Origin of the sequence: Haloferax sulfurifontis (genome assembly GCF_014635105.1) — an archaeon.
In the GTDB taxonomy this organism is placed as follows: domain Archaea; phylum Halobacteriota; class Halobacteria; order Halobacteriales; family Haloferacaceae; genus Haloferax; species Haloferax denitrificans.
In genome coordinates this window covers 779,212-804,978 of record NZ_BMCI01000001.1, presented here as the reverse complement: position 1 = coordinate 804,978, position 25,767 = coordinate 779,212, and the positions used below count along the sequence as shown (strand labels likewise).

22 protein-coding genes and 2 pseudogenes are annotated in these 25,767 nt (G+C 48.7%); 12 read left to right on the top strand and 12 right to left on the bottom strand.

Annotation, left to right across the window (positions count from 1 at the left end; all coding sequences use genetic code 11):
- Positions 1–32 precede the first annotated feature (32 nt).
- Positions 33–1,283, top strand: coding sequence for an RNA-guided endonuclease InsQ/TnpB family protein (locus IEV64_RS04135; protein ID WP_188423221.1), 1,251 nt, complete (start codon positions 33–35; stop codon positions 1,281–1,283).
- Positions 1,284–1,327: 44 nt separating this feature from the next.
- Here IEV64_RS04135 and IEV64_RS04130 read toward each other — a convergent pair whose 3' ends face one another.
- The 4 genes from IEV64_RS04130 to IEV64_RS20080 all read right to left on the bottom strand — a co-directional run bounded on the left by IEV64_RS04130 (position 1,328) and on the right by IEV64_RS20080 (position 3,722).
- Positions 1,328–1,501 (bottom strand): transcriptional regulator, encoded by a 174-nt coding sequence (locus IEV64_RS04130; RefSeq protein ID WP_158547224.1) that lies wholly within the window; start codon positions 1,499–1,501, stop codon positions 1,328–1,330.
- A 194-nt stretch (positions 1,502–1,695) separates the two neighbouring features.
- Complete coding sequence (locus IEV64_RS04125; protein ID WP_229722463.1) at positions 1,696–2,175, bottom strand: hypothetical protein; 480 nt, start codon at positions 2,173–2,175, stop codon at positions 1,696–1,698.
- A 503-nt stretch (positions 2,176–2,678) separates the two neighbouring features.
- The gene (locus IEV64_RS04120; RefSeq protein ID WP_004062835.1) at positions 2,679–3,071 is read right to left on the bottom strand and encodes a putative toxin-antitoxin system toxin component, PIN family; all 393 of its coding nucleotides are present in this window, start codon (positions 3,069–3,071) and stop codon (positions 2,679–2,681) included.
- A 486-nt stretch (positions 3,072–3,557) separates the two neighbouring features.
- Positions 3,558–3,722 carry a hypothetical protein gene (locus IEV64_RS20080; RefSeq protein WP_425433184.1) on the bottom strand — a complete coding sequence of 55 codons (165 nt, stop codon included), beginning with the start codon at positions 3,720–3,722 and terminating at the stop codon, positions 3,558–3,560.
- A 511-nt stretch (positions 3,723–4,233) separates the two neighbouring features.
- Between IEV64_RS20080 and IEV64_RS04110 the strand changes: the two genes are divergently transcribed.
- Positions 4,234–5,430, top strand: a complete 1,197-nt coding sequence (locus IEV64_RS04110; RefSeq protein ID WP_188423220.1) for a Cdc6/Cdc18 family protein — start codon at positions 4,234–4,236, stop codon at positions 5,428–5,430.
- 285 nt (positions 5,431–5,715) lie between these two features.
- On the opposite strand, the gene IEV64_RS04105 is transcribed toward IEV64_RS04110, so the two are convergent.
- The gene (locus tag IEV64_RS04105; protein WP_089776776.1) at positions 5,716–5,952 is read right to left on the bottom strand and encodes a helix-turn-helix domain-containing protein; all 237 of its coding nucleotides are present in this window, start codon (positions 5,950–5,952) and stop codon (positions 5,716–5,718) included.
- A 66-nt stretch (positions 5,953–6,018) separates the two neighbouring features.
- Between IEV64_RS04105 and IEV64_RS04100 the strand changes: the two genes are divergently transcribed.
- Positions 6,019–6,447, top strand: coding sequence for a hypothetical protein (locus tag IEV64_RS04100; RefSeq protein ID WP_229722462.1), 429 nt, complete (start codon positions 6,019–6,021; stop codon positions 6,445–6,447).
- 440 nt (positions 6,448–6,887) lie between these two features.
- On the opposite strand, the gene IEV64_RS04095 is transcribed toward IEV64_RS04100, so the two are convergent.
- Positions 6,888–7,370: a cyclase family protein gene (locus tag IEV64_RS04095; protein WP_342765418.1), complete on the bottom strand. Its 483-nt coding sequence runs from the start codon at positions 7,368–7,370 to the stop codon at positions 6,888–6,890.
- A 2,094-nt stretch (positions 7,371–9,464) separates the two neighbouring features.
- Between IEV64_RS04095 and IEV64_RS04090 the strand changes: the two genes are divergently transcribed.
- Positions 9,465–10,694 carry an orc1/cdc6 family replication initiation protein gene (locus IEV64_RS04090; RefSeq protein WP_115891417.1) on the top strand — a complete coding sequence of 410 codons (1,230 nt, stop codon included), beginning with the start codon at positions 9,465–9,467 and terminating at the stop codon, positions 10,692–10,694.
- Between the two features lie 626 nt (positions 10,695–11,320).
- A complete protein-coding gene (locus IEV64_RS04085) occupies positions 11,321–11,479 on the top strand; it encodes a hypothetical protein (RefSeq protein WP_188423219.1) in 159 nt (52 codons plus the stop codon).
- A 236-nt stretch (positions 11,480–11,715) separates the two neighbouring features.
- Here the strand turns inward: IEV64_RS04085 and IEV64_RS04080 are convergent, their stop codons facing one another.
- Positions 11,716–12,408, bottom strand: coding sequence for a glycosyltransferase (locus IEV64_RS04080; protein WP_342765419.1), 693 nt, complete (start codon positions 12,406–12,408; stop codon positions 11,716–11,718).
- A gap of 33 nt (positions 12,409–12,441) precedes the next feature.
- Positions 12,442–13,404, bottom strand: a complete 963-nt coding sequence (locus IEV64_RS04075; protein ID WP_188423217.1) for a helix-turn-helix domain-containing protein — start codon at positions 13,402–13,404, stop codon at positions 12,442–12,444.
- A 278-nt stretch (positions 13,405–13,682) separates the two neighbouring features.
- Here IEV64_RS04075 and IEV64_RS20075 point away from each other — a divergent pair, with 278 nt between their 5' ends.
- From IEV64_RS20075 to IEV64_RS04065, 3 genes are all read left to right on the top strand, one after another.
- Entirely contained in the window at positions 13,683–13,919 is a 237-nt protein-coding gene (locus IEV64_RS20075) for a MarR family transcriptional regulator (RefSeq protein ID WP_425433183.1), read from the top strand.
- A gap of 66 nt (positions 13,920–13,985) precedes the next feature.
- Positions 13,986–15,128 (top strand): glycosyltransferase family 4 protein, encoded by a 1,143-nt coding sequence (locus IEV64_RS04070; RefSeq protein WP_188423216.1) that lies wholly within the window; start codon positions 13,986–13,988, stop codon positions 15,126–15,128.
- Between the two features lie 57 nt (positions 15,129–15,185).
- Complete coding sequence (locus IEV64_RS04065; RefSeq protein WP_188423215.1) at positions 15,186–16,400, top strand: glycosyltransferase family 4 protein; 1,215 nt, start codon at positions 15,186–15,188, stop codon at positions 16,398–16,400.
- On the opposite strand, the gene IEV64_RS04060 is transcribed toward IEV64_RS04065, so the two are convergent.
- The gene (locus IEV64_RS04060; protein WP_188423214.1) at positions 16,386–17,498 is read right to left on the bottom strand and encodes a glycosyltransferase family 4 protein; all 1,113 of its coding nucleotides are present in this window, start codon (positions 17,496–17,498) and stop codon (positions 16,386–16,388) included. The genes IEV64_RS04065 and IEV64_RS04060 overlap by 15 nt on opposite strands.
- 122 nt (positions 17,499–17,620) lie before the next feature.
- Between IEV64_RS04060 and IEV64_RS04055 the strand changes: the two genes are divergently transcribed.
- The 4 genes and pseudogenes from IEV64_RS04055 to IEV64_RS04040 all read left to right on the top strand — a co-directional run bounded on the left by IEV64_RS04055 (position 17,621) and on the right by IEV64_RS04040 (position 22,566).
- Positions 17,621–18,544, top strand: coding sequence for a glycosyltransferase family 2 protein (locus tag IEV64_RS04055; RefSeq protein WP_188423213.1), 924 nt, complete (start codon positions 17,621–17,623; stop codon positions 18,542–18,544).
- Between the two features lie 143 nt (positions 18,545–18,687).
- Positions 18,688–19,725: a glycosyltransferase family 4 protein gene (locus IEV64_RS04050; protein ID WP_188423212.1), complete on the top strand. Its 1,038-nt coding sequence runs from the start codon at positions 18,688–18,690 to the stop codon at positions 19,723–19,725.
- 128 nt (positions 19,726–19,853) lie between these two features.
- The gene (locus IEV64_RS04045; RefSeq protein WP_188423211.1) at positions 19,854–21,833 is read left to right on the top strand and encodes a hypothetical protein; all 1,980 of its coding nucleotides are present in this window, start codon (positions 19,854–19,856) and stop codon (positions 21,831–21,833) included.
- 61 nt (positions 21,834–21,894) lie between these two features.
- Positions 21,895–22,566, top strand: a pseudogene (locus tag IEV64_RS04040) (IS6 family transposase).
- 126 nt (positions 22,567–22,692) lie between these two features.
- On the opposite strand, the gene IEV64_RS04035 reads toward IEV64_RS04040, so the two are convergent.
- From IEV64_RS04035 to IEV64_RS04025, 3 genes and pseudogenes are all read right to left on the bottom strand, one after another.
- Positions 22,693–23,910 carry a sulfatase-like hydrolase/transferase gene (locus IEV64_RS04035; RefSeq protein WP_160163083.1) on the bottom strand — a complete coding sequence of 406 codons (1,218 nt, stop codon included), beginning with the start codon at positions 23,908–23,910 and terminating at the stop codon, positions 22,693–22,695.
- Positions 23,911–24,030: 120 nt separating this feature from the next.
- A pseudogene (locus tag IEV64_RS04030) lies at positions 24,031–24,594 on the bottom strand (transposase domain-containing protein).
- 91 nt (positions 24,595–24,685) lie between these two features.
- Entirely contained in the window at positions 24,686–25,591 is a 906-nt protein-coding gene (locus IEV64_RS04025; RefSeq protein WP_160163084.1) for a glycosyltransferase family 4 protein, read from the bottom strand.
- Positions 25,592–25,767: the final 176 nt, after the last annotated feature.

The following is a 25,767-nucleotide window of genomic DNA, read 5'->3' as shown; positions in this document are numbered from 1 at the left end:
TATAAAACACCACTCCGTATGTGAAGTTACAGATGGAGGTTAAGCGAACCGTTCCGGTCAAACTCTCGGTTCCCGACGACCGAGTGGACGACCTCCATCAGACCATCGAGCAGTTCAACCACGCCTGCAACTACACCGTCCAGAACGGTAGGAACGACGACGGCTACCTCATCCTCAACAAGTCGAAGATACACGACGAAGTGTACCACGACTTGCGAGACGAGACAGACCTCCCCGCGAACCTCTGTATTCGGGCGTACTCGAAAGCCGTCGAAGCGATGAAGTCCACCGTTGCCGACTGGAAGAAGGGCAACAGCCGACCACTCCCGCGATTCAACGAGCCGTCCGCCGTCTACGACAAACGGACGTTGACCATCAAAGACAGGTCGGCCACCCTCTCCACCATCAACGGCAGAGTCGCCGTTGAGTATGTACTCGGGGACTACCAGAAGTCCTACCTCGATGATGACGACTACGAGAGGCGGATGGGGACGCTCCACTACCGCGAAGACGACGACGCGTTCTACCTCCATATCGTCATCAAGAAAGAGGTAGAAGAACGTGACGGTGACAAGATACTGGGCGTGGACTTGAACCTGAAGAACGTCGCCGTGACCAGCACGGGGTCGTTCTACGATGGTGGCGAACTGTTGTGGGGTCAGAACCACTACTTCCGCGTGCGTCGTAGCCTTCAGCACAAAGGCACTCGCTCCGACAAGCAGGAACTCCGGCGACTGTCGGGGCGAGAAAACCGCTTCGTGCTGAATCGCCTGCACACGATTTCTCGACGCATCGTGGAGGAGGCAGACGCCCACGGCTGCTCGTACATCGCCGTCGAACGCCTGACCCATATCCGCGAGCGGATGAGTAATTGGGACGACCAAGTGAAGCGTCAGATGCACAACTGGGCGTTCCGCGAACTCCAAGAGATGCTCGCGTACAAGGCCGCCGAGTACGGTATCCGCGTTGAGGATATACCGCCCGCGTTTACGAGTCAAACCTGTTCTCGGTGCGGGCATCAGTCCAGCACGAACCGTAACTCGGACGGTTGGTTCGAGTGTAACGACTGTGGGTACTCGGTTGACGGTGACTACAACGCGAGCAAGAACATCGGTTTCAAGTTGCTAACTTTACCATCGGGCAAACGTCCCGATGGGTTGGGCGACGGTCATCTCGCCCTCAAGTCTGGGACGCTGAACGGGAACGGCGAGTACACCGCCTACTCCACGTCGGAGGCAGACCGGGAGTCCACGGACAAGCCCACGACTTCAGTCGTGGGTTGATGACACCTTGGTCAATCGCTACCCGAGCATAGGGTCCACCAGCGTCACTTATCGCAGTGTTTCTCCGCACCCTTTCGAACCGCATCTCTGTGCTTCTGGGCAATTGGGTCGGCCTTTTCGATACGCGGCGTCGTCTCTTCTCGCTTTGAAGACGTTTCCTCAATAAGTTGCTCCATGCGGGCGAGAATTTCTTTGGGGTCGTCTTCCGAGTCAACCATGGCTATACTCCTACAAAGAGTGGGAATAAGTATATCCGATTTGGTCAGTCGACCTCGTTCATCCCTAAGCAATACGTCTACAGAAAACACGCGGGTATGCGATCGCACTATGTATCAACGCAGAGTGCCTCGGGCTTGTCCCTGTGGTACTTCACTATGGCGTCTTGACGCGTGACTTTGGCTACGCACACGGCCTACTTTCTGACCCCGCGTCGGTCCGTGGAGTATGCATACAAATAGGTACACACGAGAATCGCCGCGCCAAGGCCGACCATATTCTGCAGCAGGTCTGTGACCGTCACGACGAACATGAGCGAGAACACGCCGTAACACGCCAGCCCGCCAAAGAGACACATCGTGAATCGCTTTCGAACCCAGTACAGTTCGTGTTCGCGTTTCTGTGGGAGGCCATCGACCACCGGCCAGTACGACCCTGCGACAAAGCCGACGGCGATTGCACACACGAACAGTAACAACAGCGTTTGTCCACTCCAATGCAGGAGTTCACTCGGCGTCCAGTGGGTGACGGCACTCACGACGAGGATTGACGCACTTCCGACCGTTGGAGATGCGATGGAGGCAATCCCAGCACCCTGGCAGGCGGCCATGAATCGAGTCAGCGGGTCTGGATGAGTGGGACCGTACGATTCGACCGACATCGTGAGCGGGTCCACTCGCGGCTCGTAGTTGGCTATTACGGCAGGCAGTCGTCGTTGCCAGAGAATGGCCAATCAATACTACTCGGCTCTGTTGAAATCCTCAGCTACTAACAGCTTGCAGCGGCCGTGCTGAATACAGCGCGCGAGTCGGTCACTTGACCTTGCTGGTCTCGATGGTATGTATAGTGAAGACGACACCAACGCTGGCTAGTTCTAAGGTCATAGCGCCTAGCTCAGAACTGAGCGCAACGTCAACAACGTGCGGTAAGTAGTCGAGCATTTTGATGAGTACCCCCTGAGATAACCTTCGGCCGAGGTAGTGGTAATAATTCTTCTGAATTGACCAATCATTGTACAGACATTGATCAGACTGTCCCGTTCAGCGTTCCTACCCAAGGGTTGTTCCACCACTGAGGGAGTCAAATAAACGATACCGTTTGCTGAACTCATCCTCTAAGTTCAGCACGCGATATCTGACAACAGTGATAGAGGTAGAAATAGGAATTCGTCCGTACAGCTCAATCGATTAGTTCTTCGGGTGCAACACCACCGTGATCAAGCAGCTCTCCGTCGAAGGTAACCATGGTCGCATCAACGTCGTTCGCTAATGCGAGCAGCACACAATCCATTGTATAGAGGAGATTGTCTCGCTGTAATTCGTATGCTGCAATTTGGTCGCTGATTTCGGGCGCGTAAATATCTACGCTACTGTAGATATCCGATAACACCGCCTCGACTCGGTCTTGCTCAACGCGCTTTTTCTTCGTCATCACTGACCGAATCTCCATGAGATTTAGAATAGAGGTACAGAACTCGTGGTCTTCGTTGAGTAACTGTGTCGCAATCTCACCGCGACCAGGTTCATCAGTCAAACTAGCGATGAAGACGTTTGTATCGACGAAGACCTTCATTCTCTCTTTCGTTCATCACGTACTGCTTCGACCGAGTCAACGTCTACGTCCGCAAGTCGGCCCGAAAGCAGATCTCCGAGTCGTGGCCGAGGTTGGTCGTCGTCCGACGACTCATCAGTCCAATTCGGTGGTGTTGCGTAGCTACCCATTATCGGTAATTGCAGACGTGCGTGTAAATCGCTTTCTCTGTCTGAGAACTCGTTCCACCAGTCACATCAAGACTGACATCCGTCTGCTGAACTCACCCTCTGTCTGTGTCACACAGGTTCTATCAGGTTCTACGGCATTCAACAGTGCCTACTAATCACACCTGTTGTGATTTGTCTCGATGGACTCACCACCACAAACTCGTTTTATTCACTCACACTACCGTTGTCCACAGAGGAGCTTTCTTCAGTGCCGCTGCTAGAACGAGCGTCTGTACCCGCGGTGGGTGTCGACGACCTGTGGCGTGCGTCCGACTATCGACCGGTGATCACACGGTCGCTAGCGCCACCCCATCACAACGTCCGTGATCCCACTTCCACCCGCGGACTTCGGTGCCGTCTCCGCGAGTTCCGAGACAGCGTGCTCGGTGAAGATGACGCGTTTGGTCCCGCGGCGTTTCACGATCTTCACGCCCTCTTTGCCGAGGTCATCCAGAAAGTCCATGACACGACTGACGGTTTGGGTGTGGGGCGTTCGGCCTTCCTTTGCGTGGAGGACCGTGCGAATGGTACTTGCGTCGAGTGCGAAGCCTGCAGGGACGTTCGTGGCGTACTCTGTGAAACACACCAGAGACACACCTCACACCGAGTGAGTAGTGGTAGGAAAGGATGTCCCTCGTCAGTTTGGTTCTTGCTTCCCGCGATTCAGTGTCATCAATGTCTAACTGCGGGTAGATGGCATCGTCACTTACTGAGGGGAGACACACCTCACACCGAGTGACAAACCACCTGAAGAATATCCTGTTATGCTGCATCTGAGGCTGATACATCTGGGTTTGGCCTACATCTATCCGGACGCACTCACTCACTCGGTGTGTAGTGTGTCCATGAACAATATTTAATACTTAAATACTCTTGAAATCGTCGTTAACGTCTGAATATCGGTATTTAAAGGTACTCACTCGGTTTGAGCCCCGGCAGTATTAAGAGACATTACCGCATTGGTGAAACTAAGCATGGTTGATACTGATGACCGGTCGTCGCTTTTTGAGACCGGAGATATATTCTCAAATCGTGAACTTCTCCGGGTTGGCCACGTTCCTGAGCTTGACCGGGTAGTTGGTCGAGATCAAGAGATTGCTGCTGTCGGGGGGGCACTTGCACCAGCAACACGTGGCGGCCCACCAGAGACAACAATCATCTACGGAAAGACTGGAACCGGTAAGTCACTCGTGTCACGGTGCGTTACTCGAGAAGCACGCATCGAAGCCAAGTCGCACGACACGACACTTGCGTATGCGTATGTCGACTGTTCAGATTATCAGTCAGAGACGAAGGCAAGTAGAGAGATGGCTCGACAGTTGGTTGATACGCTGGGAGTTGACCGCAACGTCCCACGAATCGGTATCTCTGCGTCTGACTACCGGGACATTACGTGGGAGATTTTGAACGACTACGATGTCGACGCATTCGTTGTCATTCTCGATGAGATTGACAAACTCGACGATGATGAACTACTTCGCAGCCTCACACGTGCACGTGAGAGTGGGAAGGCAGCGTCTCACATCGGTGCAGTCTGTATCAGTAACAAGATCGAATATCGCGACCGACTGAACGAGCGCCTTGATTCGAGTCTCCAAGATAACGAGTTAGTTTTCGACCCGTATGACGCCACACAGATTCGTGCGATACTCGAACACCGTATTGACGCATTTGGTGACGGTGTATTGGCTGATGGTGTGGTTCCAAAAGTCGCAGCAATCGCAGCAAAAGAACACGGGGATGCGAGAAAGGCAGTTGACACACTATACGAGGCAGGTCGGCTCGCAGAGAAACAAAATCTTGAGACTGTGACGGCAGCTCACGTTGATGAGGCCGTCCACAAAGCAGAGGTAAACCGATTTGAACGCCTGATTACTGGATCGACACCTCATGTACAACATATACTTCGGGCGTTGGCACTGCTCACCGCCAAGAACCCTGGAAAGGGCGCATTCCGGACACATGACATCTACGATGCTTATTGTTCGCTTGCTTCAACAGAGGGAAGTTCGCCGCTTTCTGAAGATCGAGTATACAGACTGCTTAAAGAACAAGCCTTCCTTGGAATTACAGAGTCAAACCACACGGGCGGAGGACCTGGCGAAGGAAGCTATCTTGAACATCGTCTGCTTGGAGATCCGGAAGTGGTTGTTGAAGCGCTGAGTGAGTAACCCCCTGGCCTCCTCTTTTCTGATTCACTCGTTGTGAGGTGTGTCTGAGTAGGATTCTCCAATAGCTATGTAACACCACTGTTGGTCACTCGTTGCGAGGTGTGTCTGGCTAATTGCTCATATCACCTTGTTCGTGTATTAGTCACTCGGTGTGAGGTGTGTCTCCCTAAACGAATTATATCCTCACTCGTTACGAGGTGTGTCTGGCTGGTTGCTCACATCATCCTGTTCGTGTATTAGTCACTCGGTGTGAGGTGTGTCTCGTCTCAAAATCAGGACCTCCGCTCACTCTTCTCGCGGATCACTCACGAATTCAAAGAGCCGAGTCGGTTCGTGGACCAGTTTCACGTAGCCGCGAGCCTCAAGCACTTCGAGGCGATTATACACACTGTTGCGTGAGTAGCCAGTCTCGTCGACAAGATACCCCTTTGTCGCGATTCCCCACGGACTCTCGCCATCGCGTCCTTGCTTGAGCACGTCGAGAATTGCTTTGTCTGTCCCAGTGAGATTTGAGCCACTCATAGTCTCTACTCGACCAGCATATGCTATAAAGCATGGCATTACAAATATGCAATTTGACTGGGCATTATGCATAGTATTAAGTCGGTGAAGATCATAGTTGTAACTGAGAAGTACCGGGTTCGCCTTTCGCAGAAAGGCCACGTGCTAGAACACGTGACCGGTGGCTTCTCAGGTCAGAGAAAGCCAATGTCAACTACGCACACCGCGACACAAGAGCATACCGTATCGCTAGCCGGCCAACTCATCAACGCCCTCGCACGCTCGTTCACCCTTGGTATCGACACCGAGGGATTCACACACCACTACTTCCGTCCTGCCGACGCCGTCGTCGTCTTCGATGGTCGGACCCTCGATCACTACGAACCACTTGATGGCCGGCCGCTTCGCGAGTGGAAGGCATTCGTCTCCCAGAAGCGTGGGTGGGATTCGATGGGCCAACTTGCACACCTCGGGCTCCGAGTAGATACCGAGCGCAAGGAGACTCCCCGCGCATGAGTGTCCACGAAGAGCTACAGATGCATCTCACTCAGGCGCTGACGCGGACGACCGAGCCCGACGTGCAAGCGCATCTGCACGCCGCGTTGGAGTCCTGTCAGGAGTTGCCGACGACGCTCGTGGCGTGTCCTGCGTGTGGCACGGTGGGGCTGCCAGAACGGATTGAAATACACGACTGTCGACGTGGATAAATCGAGTCTCAAACGTTATCAGAGCAAACCTATATTTTAACGCGAAGCTACCATATTCTTGATTATTCTTTGAATATGATGGTTTGGTTGGACCTGTTGGAATCCTATAGTAGAATCTGGAAGTCTTTGCACCCTACGACGACGTAACCTGCTGCTATCCATCGCTTTTCACCCTTGCGTCAAGGAAGATGAGCAAATACTTCTGGAGATTACTATATTCTTCAGACGGACTCTCGTATCAACAGCCAATCAGTCGAGTTCTGCGAATGCACGAATCGGCATTGCAGCCGTCTGTGATGCCTTAATTGGGACCGCAAACAACCGGAAGGACTCTCCGTGGAGTGCGTCCAATCCGGTCAGATTCTCTACGATGAAGATCTCCTCGTCGAGCAAGCGCGAATGAGCAGGCCGTGACGGATTGCGGTGGTCATCGACATTGATCGTATCAACACCGACTAGACCCACGTTTTCGTCGATGAGTCTGTCGATCAGTGCATCTGAAATATACGGATACGACCGATACTGCTCTGTATCCCAATGCTCATCCCACCCGAAATTGAACAAGACTGCTCGGTTTGTGAGCTCTCGATCGCTGGGTACCACCTCAACACCGAGTTCATCATACGGTTCCAGTCCCCTGGCATCGACGACGACGCCGGGTAACACGAGTTCGTCAATATCCAGATCACCAATGTCACGACCGCTTGGGTAGCGATGATACGGCGAGTCCAAGTACGTGCCAATCGAGGTTTGAAACCTGATCTCTGTGATCTCGAATGCAGACTCTCCATTGTAGAATGATTCGGATTCGTCGTGGGTAAAAACGGCTCTATCTCTGCGGTATACTCAGTGACTGTTCCGTCTTCGGCTTCCATACGGAAGCCCGGCATCCCATCTTCGAACGAATGGCTGAGATCGACAAAGCTCATAGACGCACGAACGAGCGTCTCGAAGTAAATGGTAGAGGGTAGAACAGATGCTAGTGAGTACGCTCACGCTCAGTACTGGCTTGACTGGGTCACGATAAAACCGGCTCCGACACTGAACAGCGGCCGAATGAGTCGAAAGACACACCAAACCACTATCTGTATCCTTCCAACTCAAACCCCAAATCGTATATTTAGTCAACAAATATACTAGTATTGTATCTGACCATTCCTATTTTTAGACAGCAATCACTCACTTTTGGTCCTCACGGAAAATCCACACAACACGTTATTGTGGCCACCAGTGTTCCACAAGCGACGCTGTAGGTGGTGACGTTTGAACAAGCGCACCTTGGGTTATGTCCGACTCGTGGTGTACCGGACATATGGATGTTATACCTCTCGGCCCCGCTGTTGTCCACGCTGTCTCGTTACTGTTCGGCGTAACCCGTTCGACGACGCGGTCACACCGATGCGACGGACACAATCTCTAACTAAATGGACGTTCGACACTAATTGTGTTCTCAGTCCCTCCACTGTGGTTCGGCGTATCCCTCCAAACACCTCCCTTTCCCGTCGGTGTGCGCGAAACGCATGTGACCGGGCTCGTGGTGCTCGTCGGCCTCATCTTCGGCGGGATGTATCTGTACACTCGCTGGCGTCAGTTTCTTCGGTAGACACAGCCACGGACTGCGTTGCACCCTCTCGACGAACAATACTCACGTTGAGCCGACGGCCGAGTCAGAGAGTACAGTTCGTACGCTCTCCTCTCTGCTGTCTTGCGCTTTCAACGGCGAACGAAAGCATGCGAAATGCACTCTATCCGGTCCCACTTCGGCCATCGCGTTCTGAGTGAGAGAGTACATTTCGTATGCTTTCCACGTCGGCGTCTGCCGATTTTGGACACAGATGTGAGCATACGAAATGGACTCCGTTCTTCTCGTGATGACGACTATGTATAGATATTGTCCGTCGCCGAACTGGAACCCGAGTAAGAGAGTGTATTTCGTATGCTATCGTCTGCACCGTCTTGCGGTTTCAACCAAGAAAGAAAGCATGCGAAATGCACTCTATCCCGTCCTGATTAGGCCATCGCGTTCTACGTTAGAGAGTACATTTCGTATGCTTTCCTCAATATGAAGTGTTCTACGAGGGGTGGGTGTGGAGTTTTGAATGTATCGCGTTGTACAGGTCACCGCAGATGCGATGACGACATGACGGTTCCTCGGGGAGTACCGTTTCGAGTGTATCTCCACGACTTCGAGTGTATCTGATCTCGTGTCCTTCGCATCGGCCTCGGAGTCTCTGTTGCCGATTTCGTGTGTACCACTTCCTGAGACGCATCTAAACAGATGAAGTCGTGGGGGTCAGATTTTCGTCCCGGATTCTCAGAACGATTTCTTTGCAGTCTATTTCCTTCGTCTCCGGTATACGAACTGGTTCAGTTTACAGTTTGGTTGTCACCCCCCCCATCGCTTCATGTGTTCTTGTGGTTCGTCTCTATCCACAGCAGCGCTGCACTACCACCGGGATCTCCGTCTCGAACTGGCTTCGACTCGAAGATATTGGCATCTTGAACCCCTGTATGGCTGCTAAACAGATGAAGTGGTGGGGGTAGAACGATTACCAACTCCTCTCGGCTACCTGAACAGCCATGACCAACAATGTTGGAGACTCTCCCACCCCACCACTTCATCTGTTCTGATTATCTGCACTGTTTCTGTGTGGTTTGGGGCTCAATAGTTCGGGTGGTCGCTGGCTCTTAACCATCATTGTCAGTCGTAGACAGATCACACAGCATAGAACAGATGAAGCCACGGGGTTCATCACTTATATATTCGGAGAACAGATGAAACAGATGAACCGGTGGATATATGTGGTATACAGGTCTGCAACACGTATGGGATCCTTCGAGTTCTCACAATCAAATCAGATCTTCAAAAATCGGGATGTGCTACGTGAGGATTATACCCCCGAAGAACTCGTTGGCCGGGATGAAGAACTGAGTGAGTATCACTCCGCTCTCCAGCCGGTAATCAACAACGAACTCCCGTCGAACATCTTTCTGTACGGCAAGTCTGGTGTCGGGAAAACAGCCGCAACACGATTCTTACTGGATCGGCTCCAAGACGCCGCTCGATCGATTCACGACCTCGACTTGCACGCGGTACGGATCAACTGTGACGGACTCAACACGAGCTATCAAGTCGCCGTAACGATCATTAACCGTCTGCGTAGTCCGGAAAATCAGATTCCCATGACCGGCTATCCACAGTCGAAGGTGTACCAGTTCCTGTGGGAAGAACTCGATCAGTACGGGACCATACTCATCATCCTCGACGAGGTCGACCACGTCAACGACGACTCACTTCTGTATCAGATTCCGCGCGCACGAGACAACGGTTACGTCACGTCAGCGAAGATTGGGCTGATCGGTATTTCGAACGATCTGTCGTACCGAGAAGGGCTTTCGGCAAAGGTCCAATCGAGTCTGTGCGAAAAAGAGGTCTATTTCCCACCGTACGATGCGGGAGAACTCCGTAAAGTGCTCGAACAACGAACCCAAGTCGCCTTCCGTGAGGACGCTCTCTCGGAGGACGTCATCCCGCTTTGTGCCGCCTATGGTGCGAAGGATTCGGGTGACGCTCGACAGGCGATTAATCTCCTGTTGGAGGCGGGGGATATCGCACGGAACGAGAACGCACCACAGGTAACGAAACCGCACGTCGACCAAGCCAAACGAAAGCTCGAATCCGACCAAATCACGACTGGGGTGTCGAAGCTCACAGAGCACGCCCGACTGACGCTGTACGCACTTACGACGTTCGCCGCAGACGGTGAGACTCCAGTCACTTCACCGACAATCCGCGAACGCTACCTCGCACTCTGCAGTTCGAGTGGCATCGACCCGCTTTCACATCGGCAGATGCAAAGTCATCTCTCCGAGCTGAAGATGATGGGTGTCATTACGGGCAAAGAGCGGAATCTGGGTCGTCGCGGCGGAAAGAAGGTGCTGTACGGACTCAACTACGACCTTGGGTTAATTACGGAAACCCTCGCCGACACGATCGATGAAATCGGCGTCCACCGCTCGATTCAATCGTTCGCCAAGAACTGCTCGGAGCAGTAACCCACAGAACAGATGAAGTGACGGGGTGTGGGTGGTCATGGCTCTGTTCTGTCTCTCGAAAAAACAGATGAAGTGGTGGCGTGCCCCGGTCCTCAACTGCCGTCTCACGCGACGTCTGCCTTCATACCCGAAACCGGTGTTTGTTCGTCTCGTCTGCTTCTGCGATCGACGCCTGACTCCCATAGCCCACCGAGTGAGCTGTCCCACGGACGTTTATGACTCGGAAGCACACGACTGTGTATCAGCTCGACTCAGGTCTCTCAGCGGGTTCCATCTGCTCTGAAAGACAGTACTTTGTGTGTTTTTCCCTGACTGCATTGGCTTCGATTGGTCGACGAGTCACCCCATGCCGACATTGAAAGAACAGATGAAGTCATGGGGGGAGGGGGCTCGGCCTCCTCGATTATAGTAGCGTTTGCAACTGGTTACACATCCAATCGCACGACAGCATGCGATTGAGTGTGCATTGACTTGCAAACGCTACTGTAGTTCTCGACTGCGGTGTTCACTGGCTAGTTAGCGACGCGGCCCCGCTCGTACTGCTCGGCGTGGTCCGTTCGACGACCCGAGCGCGACGATACGATGGACACAACCACTAACTCAATTGACGCTCGATACTGCTAGCCGTGTCCGCGATCTCTCTCCTGTGGTCTGGGGTGGCCCTCCAAACACCTCCCTTCCGTATTGGTGTACCCGAAACGGACGTGACTGGACTCGTGGTGCTCGTCGGCCTCATCTTCGGCGGGATGTATCTGTATCTCCGCTTGCATCAGTATCTCCGGTAGGCACAACCGCGACCGTGTTGCGCCGCCCCCCGAAGAGTAATAAGTTGACCGACGGCTGAGTGAGAGAGTACATTTCGTATGCTCTCCTCTATGCTGTCTTGCGCTTCCAACTACGAACGAAAGCATACGAAATGTACTCTCACACTCGACGGTGTCGTGTGAGGTCTACGTACCGAAATGTCGATACTGGAGCGAAAAGAGCGTCAGCAGACGCAAAACAACATGCAGTAGAACAGTTACCACCGGTCGTCGATGGCGCGCTCGTACGCCGCCTCAGCTTGGTCGGCGACGCTATCCCAATCGTATTTTTCGGCGCGTTTCGTCGGCTCAGTCGGTGGCGTCTCTCCCGCGAGTGCTCGGTCTAACGACTCGGCGACTGAATCCACAGTCGGTTCGGCGAGATAGCCCGCGTCGCCGATGACTTCACTCGCCGCGGATTCGGGATGCTGGACGCCGATAACCGTACAGTCAGCGGCCATCGCTTCGGCGTAGGTGATGCCGAACCCTTCTCGTGTGGACGGCGAAGCGAACACGTCCGCGGCGCGCATCTGGCCCAACACGTCCTCGTACTCGTCGAGGAAGCCCAGCAGGCTCACGCGGTCGGCGTGGTCCAACTCACTCGCCTGTTGCTTGAGACGGTCGGACTCCGGGCCGTCACCGACGACGCCGAGCGTCACGTCGTCGTAGTCGTCGGCCACGCGGTCGAACGCATCGAGGAGGACGGAGACGTTCTTGTCGGCGATGAGTCGCCCGGCGAACAGCACGTCGAACGAGTCGCCGTCATCGGGGAGTGGAGCGTTCCGAACCTGGTCGACGTCGATGCCGTTCGGGACGACCTCGATGGTGTCTCTGTCGCGGCCGATATCGGCGAGGCGGTCGGCGTCTTTGTGGACTCGCGGTGCTTCCACGCCATCTGAATCGCCTCTCAGTAGTTGTCACACACTACTCTCGAAGTACCGTACTTATTCGTCTTCCACGGGGACGGGGAATTTGTAGTCGTACGCCATGAGCGTATTCGAGCGTCGGAGGTCGTCGAGGAACGTCCGTGCATCGTAGTCACGAAGACGAATATACAGACCAGAACCGTCCTCGATGCCTTTCTGTCTGACTGCGTAGTTGTCGTAGCCCAGTCGGTCGACCTCCGACTGGAGGTGTTCGACGCACGATTCGGGAAAGCCGTGGGTCGCAAAGGAAACGCGCGGTGCGCCGCTGTCACGGATTGAGCAGTTCCCGTCACCCCAGTACCAATGCAGGAGTGCTGTCTTGTCGAGGTGGAAGTCCTCCGGGACGATCTTTCGGTTGTTCTTTTCGTCCCTGACTTCGTACCACTCCTCGTACATTCGTTGGAGACGTGGTTGCGGTCGTGACGTGACTATCCACGAAGTGTAGTCTTCGTCGGTAAACTGATTCAGCCGAGTGAACGAGTTCGGCTGTGACTCTGGGAAGAATCCATCGGGAAGCTTCTCAATCAGCCGACGTGCGTGCCCTTCCGTGGTCGTCGAGAGTTGGAAGAAACACGCACCATCGTATCGAGAGTGTAAGCACCCGTCACCGAGTAATTCCCCCTGGATAACCGACACCTGAGATGGACTCAGTCCGATATCAGTAGTTTTCGGGAGTGAGATGGGACCGGCACCCGCTTTTTCAAGGTGGAATTGAATTGCGACTGGGGAGGTGTCGTATCGGTCCGCAAGCGTCTGGAGGGAACTCCGACGCTCGTACGCTTCGACCAGTTCCTCTCTTCGGTTCGCTAACTGCGTGTACGCCGGACCACCATTTCGCATTGTGACATCGTGGTCCTGTAGACGGCGGTGAATCGTCGGTGCAGAGACATCGAAGACCTCCGCAATCTCACGGAGCGACTGTCCCGCTTCATAGCGCTCAATGAGTTCGTCAACTCGCTCGTCGAGCCACTCGTACCGCATCCGTCAGGCCTCCACCGGAGACGTTTGGTAGTCGTAATTCTGTTCAACAGACTCTTGTCGATCTCTATCTGAATTGCTCATGCTTCGTCTTGGGCGAAGCACGGGGCGGTGTCTCCAGCACCGTCCTCTCCGTTGAGGCGACCCGTGCTTCTCGATAGATACTACGGACGGCGGCTATTTAGGAGTTTTGCTCAGCAAAATGCTTGGCAAACAGTTGGGTTGCGTGCTTGGTGAATTGCTGAGTATTATGCGTCCGGAGTCAGAACTGCGCGTCATACATGGTCAACGAACGCTACGAACCGAACGAACGGGAGGAAGTCGTCCTCGAGTTATTCAAGCAGGGTCGGCGTTCCGGTTCGCCGTGGGGTCGTGTTAATCCGCTCTATCTGCGTGAGCACTCTAACTTGGAGAAAGGGCAGGTCGAGTACGCGCTTCGAAATCTGACGAGTGCCGGCTGGATTACGCAATTGAATCGAGGAGGGTTGTATGAGTTGGTAGAAGATCCGCGAGAGTAAATCAAACATCAGTTCGAATCTTCTACAATAGGATACTCTTTTGACGACGACAGTAGACCAAATGGTATGACGCAACGGTCGGGAAGACGGATACTTCTCTGTTCAGATTATGTTCCACCAAGTGATGGTGGTGTCGAACAAGTAGTACAGAAACTAGCAGCTCATCTCGTTGACGAAGGATTTGAGGTAGGGATATTCACGCTAGATGATGGTAGCCGAGAATTCGATCTACAGAGTCGTCCTGAAATCTCGTTCTATACATCCTCAGCCATCGATTTGACGGATATCATTGGACTTCAAAGTATGTTCTCGGTTCCTGCATTGGCTAAGTTTAGACGTGTTATTCAGGAGTTTCAGCCAGATGTTGTGCATGCACACAATCGGTTCTTCTACACGTCAGTTCTAGCCGCTCTCCACTCACTATATTCAGACTACAAGTTAGTAACCACGCTCCACCTCGGTGATATTGGAATGATCTCTGGTGTTGGTGGCGCTGCAGCAAAAACCTTTGAGCAAACAATTAGTCGGTTCGTCATCTCGCAAAGCGACCAGGTAATCGGCGTTAGCGCTGCTGCAGAGTCAATTGCGCAGTCGTTGGGAGCAAAGCAGACAGCAGTCGTTCGTAATTCTGTTGATGTTGAGGACTTTTCGCCAACACCCACCAACGAAAAGTCTTTGTTGTATATTGGACGTCTGGTACGGAACAATGGTATTCAAGACTTGCTGACTGCTCTCCCAGGAATTCTTGATGCACACCCAGACGCTGTCGTGCATATAGTTGGTAGTGGCCCACTAGAGGAAGACGTTCGCGAATTTATTGAGTCGAATGGAATCTCTGATTCGGTTACCATCCACGGTTATGTCGAGGACATCTCTGAGATGTATAATCGTGCGAGCGTGTTCTGTAGACCTTCGTATTCCGAAGGTCTTCCATTGACTATGCTCGAGTCAATGGCATCTGGCGTACCTCCTGTTGTTACGGGAATTGCAGGAGTGCCAGAAGTTGTTGAAGACAACAAAACAGGTGTTCTCTTAAACCCAGGCGAACCGAAGGCTATTGAACAGAATATCAATGACTTATTTAACTGTCCAAAACGTCGAGAACGTCTCTCGAAAACTGCTCGTAAGTATGTTTCAGAGAACCTCACCTGGGAACAACGGACAAAAAGAGTGATGAATGTATACGATCTGGTATCTGGTAATGAATAGTCGAATATTGACTCCACGGTTACAATGTTCCATCTACTCAACGAGTGGTGTTAATGTATGAAAATCGTACATGTTTACGATGAACACTACCGTGTTAGTCCAGAGAAAGGGTCTGTCGCAAAAGTCATCTACAACTTAGCGACTACGCAGTCTCAGCTTGGTCATGACGTTACTGTAATTGAACGGAAGTGGTCGGGTCTTCCCAAGAATGAACAAAGAGAAGGAGTTAAATTTAAAAGGTTCTCTCTTTCCATTGGATCAGATACTGAGGGTGAAGAGATTCCATATAACCAAATAAAAAGCGCAATTGGCGTTTCAAAATTAGTGGTGGATCGGTTTGAACTTGCTCTAAAACTCAGAAGCCACTTTGGGAGAACAGATTATGATGTAATTCATTTCCACGTTCCATTCACAGCAAATATCCTTGTTCATATTTGTCCACAACTTCGAGATAAGATAGTTTATACAGCACACGTTGGTGAGGAAGATGTTAGATTCGGACTCTCTAAACAAGGACTCATTTCACGAGCTCTTGCAATGTTTTCGCCAGATCTTCATCTTATGAGACGAACCGCCGCCTCAAGTGTGTTAAATAAACGATTAGCAGCTCAGCTTCCTCTAGAGCAAATTGAAACGATCCCCAATGGCGTTGATATTTCAGAATACTCTCCAGAGAATTCTGACCTTGTTGATTTGAATGACCGATTTGGGATTGAATCACCATTTGCCCTCTTTGTTGGGACTCTTACACCTCGCAAAGGACCGGACGTTCTACTTGACGCTGTTTCAATCCTTGATCAGAAATATAACGTCAATCAGTTCAGCATTGTCATCGCTGGGAACCCAAATATCGAAGAGGACTTCTCAGCTCAGTTGAAGGAGCAAGCAGAAGCGCAAGATGTAACTGTTCACTTTCCAGGTTTCATTGAGTTAGAGGAATTAAAGGCGCTATACGCTAACTGCGAATTGTTTGCGTTACCCTCACATGAAGAGGGTTGGGGAATGGTGATCACAGAGGCCATGTCATCCGAGTCTCCTATTATCGCCACTAATGTCTCTGGAATACCTGAACAGGTAGTCGATGGGGAAAACGGCTTTCTTATTGAACCAGATAATAGCGAACAGCTCGCAGAGAAATTACAGGTGTTAATTGATGATCCAGACCTCCGAGAAGAAATGGGAAGTGTCAGCAGGTCATTCGCAGTAGAAAAATTCAGTTGGGAGTCTGTTTCAGAGAAGTACTTATCTATGTATAAATCAACCTCGCAATAATGAATTATAGTGTTCCACCAATTCTTCGCAAATAATGTCCCATGAAAGCTCTGATTCTACCTTTTCGTTGATTTTCCGCTCCATTTGTTGTTTTTTCTCTGGGTATTTAATCACATCTAGTATTGAACTTGCTAGTGCATCGGAATCATTTGGCGGAACCACATATCCTGTCTCACCGTTATCTACTACTTCTGGGAGCCCTCCTACATCTGTCACAACAACAGGAGTTCTGTACTCGTAAGCAATTGTTAAAACCCCACTCTGAGATCCACTCTTATAAGGCAAAACCACAACATCAGCTTGACGGAATAACTGTCCGACTTGGTTGTCTGGGATAAATTCGTCGTAGATTCTAACAGAGTCTAAAGAAACGACCTCATCTGAGAGGTATTTTTCAATGTCACCACCTCCAGCGATTGTTACGGTAGCTCGTGGACAATTCTCCATGATAGCTGGGATTGCTTCCCCAAAGACATCAATTCCCTTATAGTCTGCAATGAGTCCAAAGAACAAAATATTTAATTCATTTTTGTCTTTATCTTGTCTACTGTCAAATTGTCTATAATATCGGTATGTCCCATGGTCAAGAGCCTTGAGTTTATCCTCAGGAACCTTTTTTGACATTAGTACAGACTTTAGATATTCACCGTGCACAATGATGGAGTCGGCCACTGATCGCATATGGTGTTTTGACCAAGTGTACAGCTGAGTGCGATCATAAAATGTAACATCGTTTGTTTCTTCTGGTTCATGGTCTGTGAAAACTAGTGAATAGGATGTCAAAAACGGAAGAACAGGATTTAGCCAAAAGAAACCCTGCGTGATGTGAATCACGTCGGGGTCAATAGTCTTAATTTCTTTTAATAATCTATAATACGTTAATGGACTCAGACTTCTTAATAATGTTTCTTTGTTAGAAGATATTCCTACAGTTGAGATACTAATATCCTCGTTAAAGTAGTTCTCGTCAACGTTTCGCTCAGCTACTAATGCATCAACTTCATTTCCCAATTTGAGTAGTGAATTTGCGATTTCAGCTGCATATAGCGGCGTACCAGATAGGTGTATCAACAACACATGCATACCTATTGCAGTCATTGTCTACTATAAAGAGGCTTCCGGACATTAGCCTCTATTTTGAAAACCGTTATACTGAGTGGGTTTAGTTACTCAAATATCGTTGATTATATTGCTGCCTGTTTCTTTATTAGGCTACTACAATGACTACAGACATGAACTCAAGGATAACTGCCCCTCATGTTGTCGCGGTGGTATTAAACTGGAATAACTATGAAGATACTCGCCGATGCTTAGAATCCTTGCTGGGACAGAATTATTCGAATCTAGATGTCATTCTCGTCGATAATTCATCAACGGATAACTCAGGAGAACGTCTAGAACGTGAGTTTGAGAATGTAACCATTAAATATTCTGACAGTAATCAGGGTTTTGCCGGGGGTATGAATTTCGGTATTCAAACTGCAATCAGTGATTCAGCCGACTATATATGGTTGCTGAATAATGACGTCCACCTCCCAAGAAATACACTAAAAAACCTAATACCATTACTTGAATCAGATTCAAATATTGGAATATTATCACCAACAATTCAAACAGACTCGGCAGATCTTTGGTTCTTACAGGGTGTAGTTGACTGGGGCCTGTGTCGTGTTGACCATTCCCGACCTGATAGAGCAATTAATTCCTTACCGGACCTTCTTCCAAATCAATACATTCCAATGTGTGCTTCTTTGATCAGATCTGAAGTTTTTGAGGATGTTGGTCTTTTGCCAGAAGAATATTTCATGTACTTTGAGGATGTGGAATTCTGTACAGAGGTGAAAGAAGCAGGTTATGAATTATATACCTCAACAAACACCAAAATCACACATATTGGGTCTGCTAGTTCAGATGGAGATCTTAGTCCTCTACCAACGTACTACAACTTTCGAAATAGAATCCTCTTAGCTAGAAAATACTCTGATAAAGTGAGTTCCGCGTTTTGGCTTTATTATCTAGTCAGTATACTATATGGTATCACACGAAGACTGTACAACAGGGAGTTTAAATCAGCCGCGCCATTGTTTCTCGGAGTAACGGATGGAGTTAAAAATTCAGAAGGTCGCGGACCGTATCCAAAATGAACTTATTACAACTCACACAAACAACGATCTACCCACCCGAACAAGGTGGTGAACACCGCTCACACGGCTTGACTCTCGCATTCCAGCAGGAAAACCATCAAACAATTCGATACTGCGTTGGTGGCCTATTGAGTAACCACTCAATGTCGGGGGTCACGCGAGAATTGGATATCAATAAGAGGTATACAGAGATACGCCCACTAAACCCGATATATGACTTGCCGAGTATCCCTGCAACTTTATTCGATGTTCCAGGAACATTGGCTAAACAGGTTCTTCTGTTTTATCAGGCTCCAGAATTAAAATCATTGATTAAATGGTCAGACATAATACTTGCCGAGGGGCCACATCTCTCATCAGCTATCAGCCATTTGACTAGCGACTCTCCTGTAATATATTCAAGCCACAATGTCGAGATAGATCGATGGAGAGACGTCTCAGATTCGTCTGTGGGTGAATACTTCTTTGAGAGACTTGTGAAAAATGAGCGAGATGCGGTTGAAAATTGTGATGCAATTATTTGTGTGTCTGAAGCAGACAAGCAACGTTACAACGAACTTTTCTCACCTTCATCTCCAATCATCGTAATACCTAATGGAACATCAAGTGAAAATGTACATAGTGATTTTATTCAGAAGGGTACTGAGCGCTTTCGAGATTACTATGGAATTGACTCGGATGATCGTCTAGTAGTTTTTGTTGGAAGTGATTACGGACCGAATATTAGCGCGGTTGAATTCATAATTCAACTTTCGGAAAAGGCTAAAAATGAAAACGACCCTCTTCATTTTTTAGTTGCAGGAAATGTCTGTAGTCACTTTGATGAACAGCATTCGAATCTGACATTGGCTGGATTTGTTGAGGATATTGATGAACTGTATACGGCAGGGGATATAGCTTTGAACCCAATTACAGAGGGGGCAGGATCTAATATTAAGCTGATTGAATATCTATCAAACTCTGTACCAACCGTTACTACCCCATTTGGATCGAGAGGATTCGAATTGAGTGATGGTAATGAAGTATTCATTAGGAATCTTGATCAGTTTTATGAAACAATTCTTTCTCTTGAAGAGAAGCAGCTTCAGAAAATTAGTAAAAACGGTCGCAAAAAAGTCCGAGAGGAGTATACCTGGAAAAAATTATCTAGCTTACTACTTGAATCTCTGGATGATTTATAATGAGTCAGACTTTTTGTGAGTGTGTGGCAGGCGTGTCAATCCAAGTGGAATGTACAAATGTGGGAACCCCATTCATTTATATATACAGTGGGACAAATTGCTGACAACAATATTCGGATAATGATTCTATGAAACGAAACTGGACTAAAACAGTCGATGATTTCATATGGCGGAGAATCTGGAATCGACGTATAGGTATTTTTCTTTCATTTGTTTTTTTAATATTTGTTATTGGAACAATCAGTCTATACATTATTGGTCGCAGTTCACCAAACTTGGCAATCAATGGCTCATATACCGTTATCGGGTTATTGGTTGGACTCATATTCTCAATAGGCTATTCAATGCAAAGCCCGATATCTATTGACACCTTTGAAGATAATAGCTCAAGTAGACTTCCAAAACTTACTGGCATACTCCTCTCAGGGATTGTTGTTGGAAGTACAGTTGGAGTTTCTCGCGACGTTCTTTTACTTACATTACTTCCACTCAGTTCCTTCCTTATTGTTCTCCAGATTAGAAATGGTAACTCTATCAGTTGGTCTCTCCTACAAATTGTATTCTTCTTTATCGTGAACCCCCTTTCACGATTCCTAAGCACAGGATACTTCTTCGGGAATGGAGATCTCCTGGTTCATACACCAAACATTCAGAGAGTCATGCAAACAGGAACAACAGGGCCTTATTTAGTGTTATATCAGCAGTATCCTGGTTACTTCTTCGAGATGGCATCTGTCGGTCATATTCTGGGCGTGACTGGATATTCAGCTCTTCAACTAACGGGTTCCACTATTTATGGTATTGGTGTTTTACTTGCATATGTATTAGCAACTAGATTATCTCAAAACCGACTATTTGGAATTTCAGTTGCGCTTGCGTTTTTATCTATCCGACAGTTCTATTGGTATGCAAACTATCACTTCCCCCAGGCATATGCTGTAATTTTAATACTACTATTCTTTACTGCTGCGAGAATCCAGAAAGAATTGGCTCTTCAGTCTAACTCCCAAATACAGTCTAAGCTATTTGGCTCTATGCTAGTAGCCATTTTGCTCTCTGTGATGTACATTCACCACCTTGGTGTTCTTGTTAGTCTCGTTCTTTTAGCGTTCCTCCTCATCACAGATCTGCTTACAGCTTGGTCAGCAGCTACCTACCGAAGTGCTACAGTTCTAGGATGGGGTTACGCAGCCTTGCTATTGATTATGGGGCTGTCAAGGTGGACAACTACCGGGTCAGGGTTTTTGTTTCCACTATCTGACTACGCTTTCCTACTACTCGGGATTGGCGGTGCGTCATTATTCTTTTCTGATGGTGGTTCCGCAGGTAGCGCCCTAACAGAAGTAGGTTCAGCAACACTCTCATCAGGTATTGTCGCAACAACGGTCTATCCTCCGTTTGTCTATTTTGTTGTACTCGTTAGCATATTAACACTATCGGGGGTTGTATTATTAATAAAATACAGGGATTTTTCCGATTCCCTCCCATATATACTGACTGGAATCATTATATCCCCATTTATCCTTCCAACACCTCTTTCACTCAAATCGATCGATCGATTAAGGCTGGTTCTCATACTTTCACTAATATTTTTTATAGGATGTGGCCTGTTCGGGCTTATTCAACTCAGCCGTTCGAAGAGTCGCTCGCTGCGCATTCCCGGCACACTACTGATTGTCTGTCTAATTGTGGCAGCACCACTGGCAAGTAGTACTGTTACCTTGATGGGACCAGTTCAATCACAGTCCCAATTTAGTGCTACAGAGTACAGCCAAATAGAGGCCACGACAGAATTTGTTGCTGACTCAAATGTTCATACTGATTGGCTCACTGGCGTTACAATGAACCACTTTCGTCAAGACGACTTTGACTATAGTGGAATAAATGTTAGTGAAAGCAATGTGTCATTTGCGTCAGGTTCGCTCGTATATCGAAACAGTTGGTCAGATTACCGTGTGTCGTACAGAGAATCAAACACAAAACTATTTAGCAGATTTGTCATTTCTCAAGAATATTTGGACAGTCTCAAACTAAAAAGTGACAAAATATACGCATCAGGAGGTGTGGGAGTACTACAGAACAGGTATAACAATTCGATATCAAATTGAATGAAAGGTTGAACCGGCACCGTCTAGTTAAGGCATGAACAGGTCGAAGAGCTAGTTTCCTATGCTACTCTCAGACCGGCTCACAGAGAGTTTAGACACTGCGCTTGAATGGTGGCAGCGGGAGCGGGCGGCGACACCCGTTAGGGCGTTCACCGTCCGACTCCAATGCTGTCGGTCTTTCGCTCAGAGACAGAAGCGATTCTCCGGCTCCTCGGCGTAGAACGTTCGTTCCAGGCAATCTTTCAGTAGGTACACCGACTGGCTGACAGCGTCTCAGACCCGCCGAAGGCGCAGCCGAGGCGGGTCGCGGTCGACGAGATTGCTGTCAAATCAACTGCGAGCGGTCTTGGCTGTACGCTGCAATAGACCCCGACACAAAAGTGATTCTCGACGTCGTACTGTTCAAGTGTCATGGAACTAATCCGGCCGCTGCATCTCTCACGGAGTCTGTGAGAAACACGACTGTTCAGAGATAGTGTTTCTGGCAGATGCCTTCGGATATCGGACTGCTTTCTCTCGATTAAGGCTGAACGACCGAGTCGACTACACAGACCGAAACCTAATTGCGAAGTGGTTTCACACGTTCAAAACGAGAGTCGACCGTTTCCACAATTCATGGGTAGGCAGTCGGTTGAGCGTCCACCAATGACTTGCAGAGTTTGTTCAATATTATGATTTTTAATGACCGCATCAATCGCTCAACGGTCGAACGCCAGCTCAGGAGGTTAACTAGACAGTACCATCGAACCCAGATGGATATTATAACTGAAGGTCGTTAAAGAAATCTATTTTGAAAGTAACTGATTCTGTGTTAGTTTCAAACGCAAATGCAGTAACCAATTGAGGAAACCATGCGATACTACTCAACGTACCCCAAATCTTGAAGACGTGACGTGACGCTATTATCTTGATTAAACCCTACCAAATGCTCACCAATTCTTTCTTGATCTATCGAATCGGACGAGATAAATGAATTTACGGCCGCGTCCAACTCCTCAATCAGATCTGAGTTAGATATATTAACGACCTCATCTGGATCCTCTTTGAGATCATATAACTCCGTTTCGTATTTACCATGAGAACCATACCGGCGGATGAACTTCCACCGTTCGTTTCTATATCCGACATATGTTTCACCTATCCGTGGAGCGTGATTAATAATAAACGGCTCATCGTCCTCAAACGAACCTCTCCACTGTGTTGGTGGTTCAGAATCGATTGCGTCCAAAAACATGATCGGAATATCTACATGTCGAATCAGCTTTTTCTGATCACTTCTAGTGGGTCCACGATACAGAAATGGAACCTTTACCACTTCATCATAGAGCTGAGCATGTCCCCAGACATCATGATCAAACCCTTCACCATGATCTCCCGTCATAATTGTATGCGCATCATTTGGAATAAAATCAAATAAACTTTCCAAAAAGTTGTCAAAGTAGTCAACACAGTGGTAATATAGATCTTTGTACGAATCTTGGTATTTTTCATCTGGTTTACGCGAATCAGACCACTCATGATTTAGCGTTTGTAAGCTTTTAATAGGTCCTGTTTGAAGGACACGCTTCAAACCTGGTAAGTATGGAGAATGAAGATCCATAAAATGCAACCACAAGAACCGTGGAGAGTCTGAATTTCTCCACCAAGTTCCCGCTCTGTTTAGGAGATCTGGAGCAGGGACCCGACTTTTCATGCTAAACAACCGAACTATATTCTCAACTATATTTCCGCTCTTAAACTCATCTGTAGGAGACAATCCATCATTCCAGAAGGTATCAAACTCATCTCTCCACTTCGAGAGGTAGGGATTAGATGCAACAAATCCTCCTGTATTATATCCTAGTTCACTTAGCACGGACGGGAGTGTGCGGCAACTGCCTTTAACTGCACCAGTCTCATCATACACTTCTGGATAGTATTGACTTGCAAAGATGGCAGGGAAAACACCATTAGTCGCTGCCCCCTGTGCAATCGCAAAGTCTTGAGATAATGTTGATGACTGTACTGAGTCCATCCGTGTTAATGTATCCGGGCGCCAGCAATCTACTGTAATAAGAACGATATCATCTCTAGTCATAGCCATGTAGTATTCTGCACGTCTAATAAATTCTGTCTATATTGATCTGTTGGAATCCGTCAACGATGGAGAGAGTACTCTCCGCATGGGTTTTTTGATAGATCTTTATATTGGTTCGGTCTAGTTAGTGTCCTCAACTGGTGTTTGTCCATCACGCGATTGATGTGGTCGGTAGATATAATAGTATTGCGCAAATTGTATGAGCTATTCGCAGATACTTCCGTGACTGCCCATCCACAAATCATGGAAGTGGTCGACCCCCATTTTGAGAGTATGAAACACCTTTCGATAAGATTTCGCTCAACGTAGTTAAACCGGGCGCTCAAACCTAATGTTGTCCAAACAACTCGATATCGAGAATCAATTTTGTCTCAAAGCCCATTGCGGCGTACAACCAAGACCACTCGCCATGGTTTTGACAGCAGTCCATCGACCTGCAACCTGCTTCGGCTTCGCTTCAGGCAGGTTGCAGGCCGCTGTCAGCCCCGCCGTACCCAGTTCCAAACAGAGTTTGATGAGAGCATTCAACGCCGAGAAAGCGAAGAATCTGTTTTGTTTCTCTAAGTGAACAGCCGGTTGCGTGGGGCTGGACGGCGAACACCATGACGGGTGTCGCGTCCGCTCACACCGAGTTTCTAATAAATCCACCCCAAAGCACTCGCTGGGCAGGTCTGCGAGCGTCATTCCAATTAACTCAACGACCAGCTCGCTTCTCAAACCGGCGTAACTAGAGAGTCCCACTATTGGAATAGACCCATCATGGGGGTTGTATAGGTCAGGTCAGGTTTCTTTTTAGTGTTTGTTCGAACTCATCTGTCGCGTCCTCCCACGTGTAGCTCTTCACTTTTTTGTGCCCCTCTTGTTGTAGTCTTTTCCGTTGTTCCTCATTTTCTATTAACTCAGAGACTGCATTAATCAACGCACTACTGTCTCGAGGAGGGACTACAGATGCAGTTACTCCATCTTCAGCATAGTCTGGTACTCCACCGACGTTTGTAGCTACAACCGCACATTTACAAGCCATCGCTTCCAAAGGTGGCAGTTGACAACCCTCAACCCAACTTGGAATCACAAAGATATCCGAATTAGAGTATAGATGCCGCAACTCATCATCTGAAATGTTTGGATGCTGGTTAACATGCTCCGAATAGGATTCATTTTTCATCTTTTCACCATACGTGTGAATTTCAACGTCATACGAGTCCCCAATGGCCTGTATGAGTTCTTTTGCCTCCCTCTCGCCTTTCCAAGGAATATTTCTTGATGGGATTAGTATAGATGTTTTTGAGCTTTCGCCAGTACTATCTGGATAAAACAACGAATGATTCACGCTATTAGTAATAACTCCCGCTGTGTTCTGATCAAATTTTGTTTCTATTAGTTCTTCTAGCCAAGAGGATATCGTTATCTTCCTTAACGGGAGTTGATAAGAACGATCTACTAACTCTTTTTGTTTTTTTGCCTTTGAATTTAGGGGCGTAACTTCGTACATCTCAATCGGATAAGATGATGCATCATCTGTCAACGAAGATACGACCTCCCACGTTTGGTCGCTATTCCAGGTATCCCATATCTCGTAATGCTGAATAAAATGCATTTTTGTGCCCTTACAATCATCAAAGGCAGCGACAGTATAGGCCGTTTGCCATGCCGTCGCGATCGTTATATCTGCATCTGGCACTCTATGTTGGAAAAATCTAATTATATCGGGGGATAATGTCGGAATTTGCCGTACATCAGCCTCAATATCGAACCAATCAACGCCATTGGGCGTTAACCACCGTCGAAGTGTTTTGGACGCCTGGTTTATTCGTGCACGTACTGACGTCCACGTTTCAGACATAGCTGACGGGACTG

Bases quoted from the DNA above. Each gene is read 5' to 3' on its own strand.
- IEV64_RS04100 (WP_229722462.1), top strand. From the start codon at position 6,019: ATGCATAGTATTAAGTCGGTGAAGATCATAGTTGTAACTGAGAAGTAC.
- IEV64_RS20075 (WP_425433183.1), top strand. From the start codon at position 13,683: ATGGTCAACGAACGCTACGAACCGAACGAACGGGAGGAAGTCGTCCTC.
- IEV64_RS20080 (WP_425433184.1), bottom strand. From the start codon at position 3,722: ATGGACTTTCTGGATGACCTCGGCAAAGAGGGCGTGAAGATCGTGAAA.
- IEV64_RS04130 (WP_158547224.1), bottom strand. From the start codon at position 1,501: ATGGTTGACTCGGAAGACGACCCCAAAGAAATTCTCGCCCGCATGGAG.
- IEV64_RS04135 (WP_188423221.1), top strand. From the start codon at position 33: ATGGAGGTTAAGCGAACCGTTCCGGTCAAACTCTCGGTTCCCGACGAC.
- IEV64_RS04060 (WP_188423214.1), bottom strand. From the start codon at position 17,498: ATGACTGCAATAGGTATGCATGTGTTGTTGATACACCTATCTGGTACG.
- IEV64_RS04075 (WP_188423217.1), bottom strand. From the start codon at position 13,404: ATGCGGTACGAGTGGCTCGACGAGCGAGTTGACGAACTCATTGAGCGC.
- IEV64_RS04045 (WP_188423211.1), top strand. From the start codon at position 19,854: ATGAAACGAAACTGGACTAAAACAGTCGATGATTTCATATGGCGGAGA.
- IEV64_RS04065 (WP_188423215.1), top strand. From the start codon at position 15,186: ATGAAAATCGTACATGTTTACGATGAACACTACCGTGTTAGTCCAGAG.
- IEV64_RS04035 (WP_160163083.1), bottom strand. From the start codon at position 23,910: ATGACTAGAGATGATATCGTTCTTATTACAGTAGATTGCTGGCGCCCG.
- IEV64_RS04090 (WP_115891417.1), top strand. From the start codon at position 9,465: ATGGGATCCTTCGAGTTCTCACAATCAAATCAGATCTTCAAAAATCGG.
- IEV64_RS04105 (WP_089776776.1), bottom strand. From the start codon at position 5,952: ATGAGTGGCTCAAATCTCACTGGGACAGACAAAGCAATTCTCGACGTG.
- IEV64_RS04120 (WP_004062835.1), bottom strand. From the start codon at position 3,071: ATGAAGGTCTTCGTCGATACAAACGTCTTCATCGCTAGTTTGACTGAT.
- IEV64_RS04055 (WP_188423213.1), top strand. From the start codon at position 17,621: ATGACTACAGACATGAACTCAAGGATAACTGCCCCTCATGTTGTCGCG.
- IEV64_RS04050 (WP_188423212.1), top strand. From the start codon at position 18,688: ATGTCGGGGGTCACGCGAGAATTGGATATCAATAAGAGGTATACAGAG.
- IEV64_RS04110 (WP_188423220.1), top strand. From the start codon at position 4,234: ATGGTTGATACTGATGACCGGTCGTCGCTTTTTGAGACCGGAGATATA.
- IEV64_RS04070 (WP_188423216.1), top strand. From the start codon at position 13,986: ATGACGCAACGGTCGGGAAGACGGATACTTCTCTGTTCAGATTATGTT.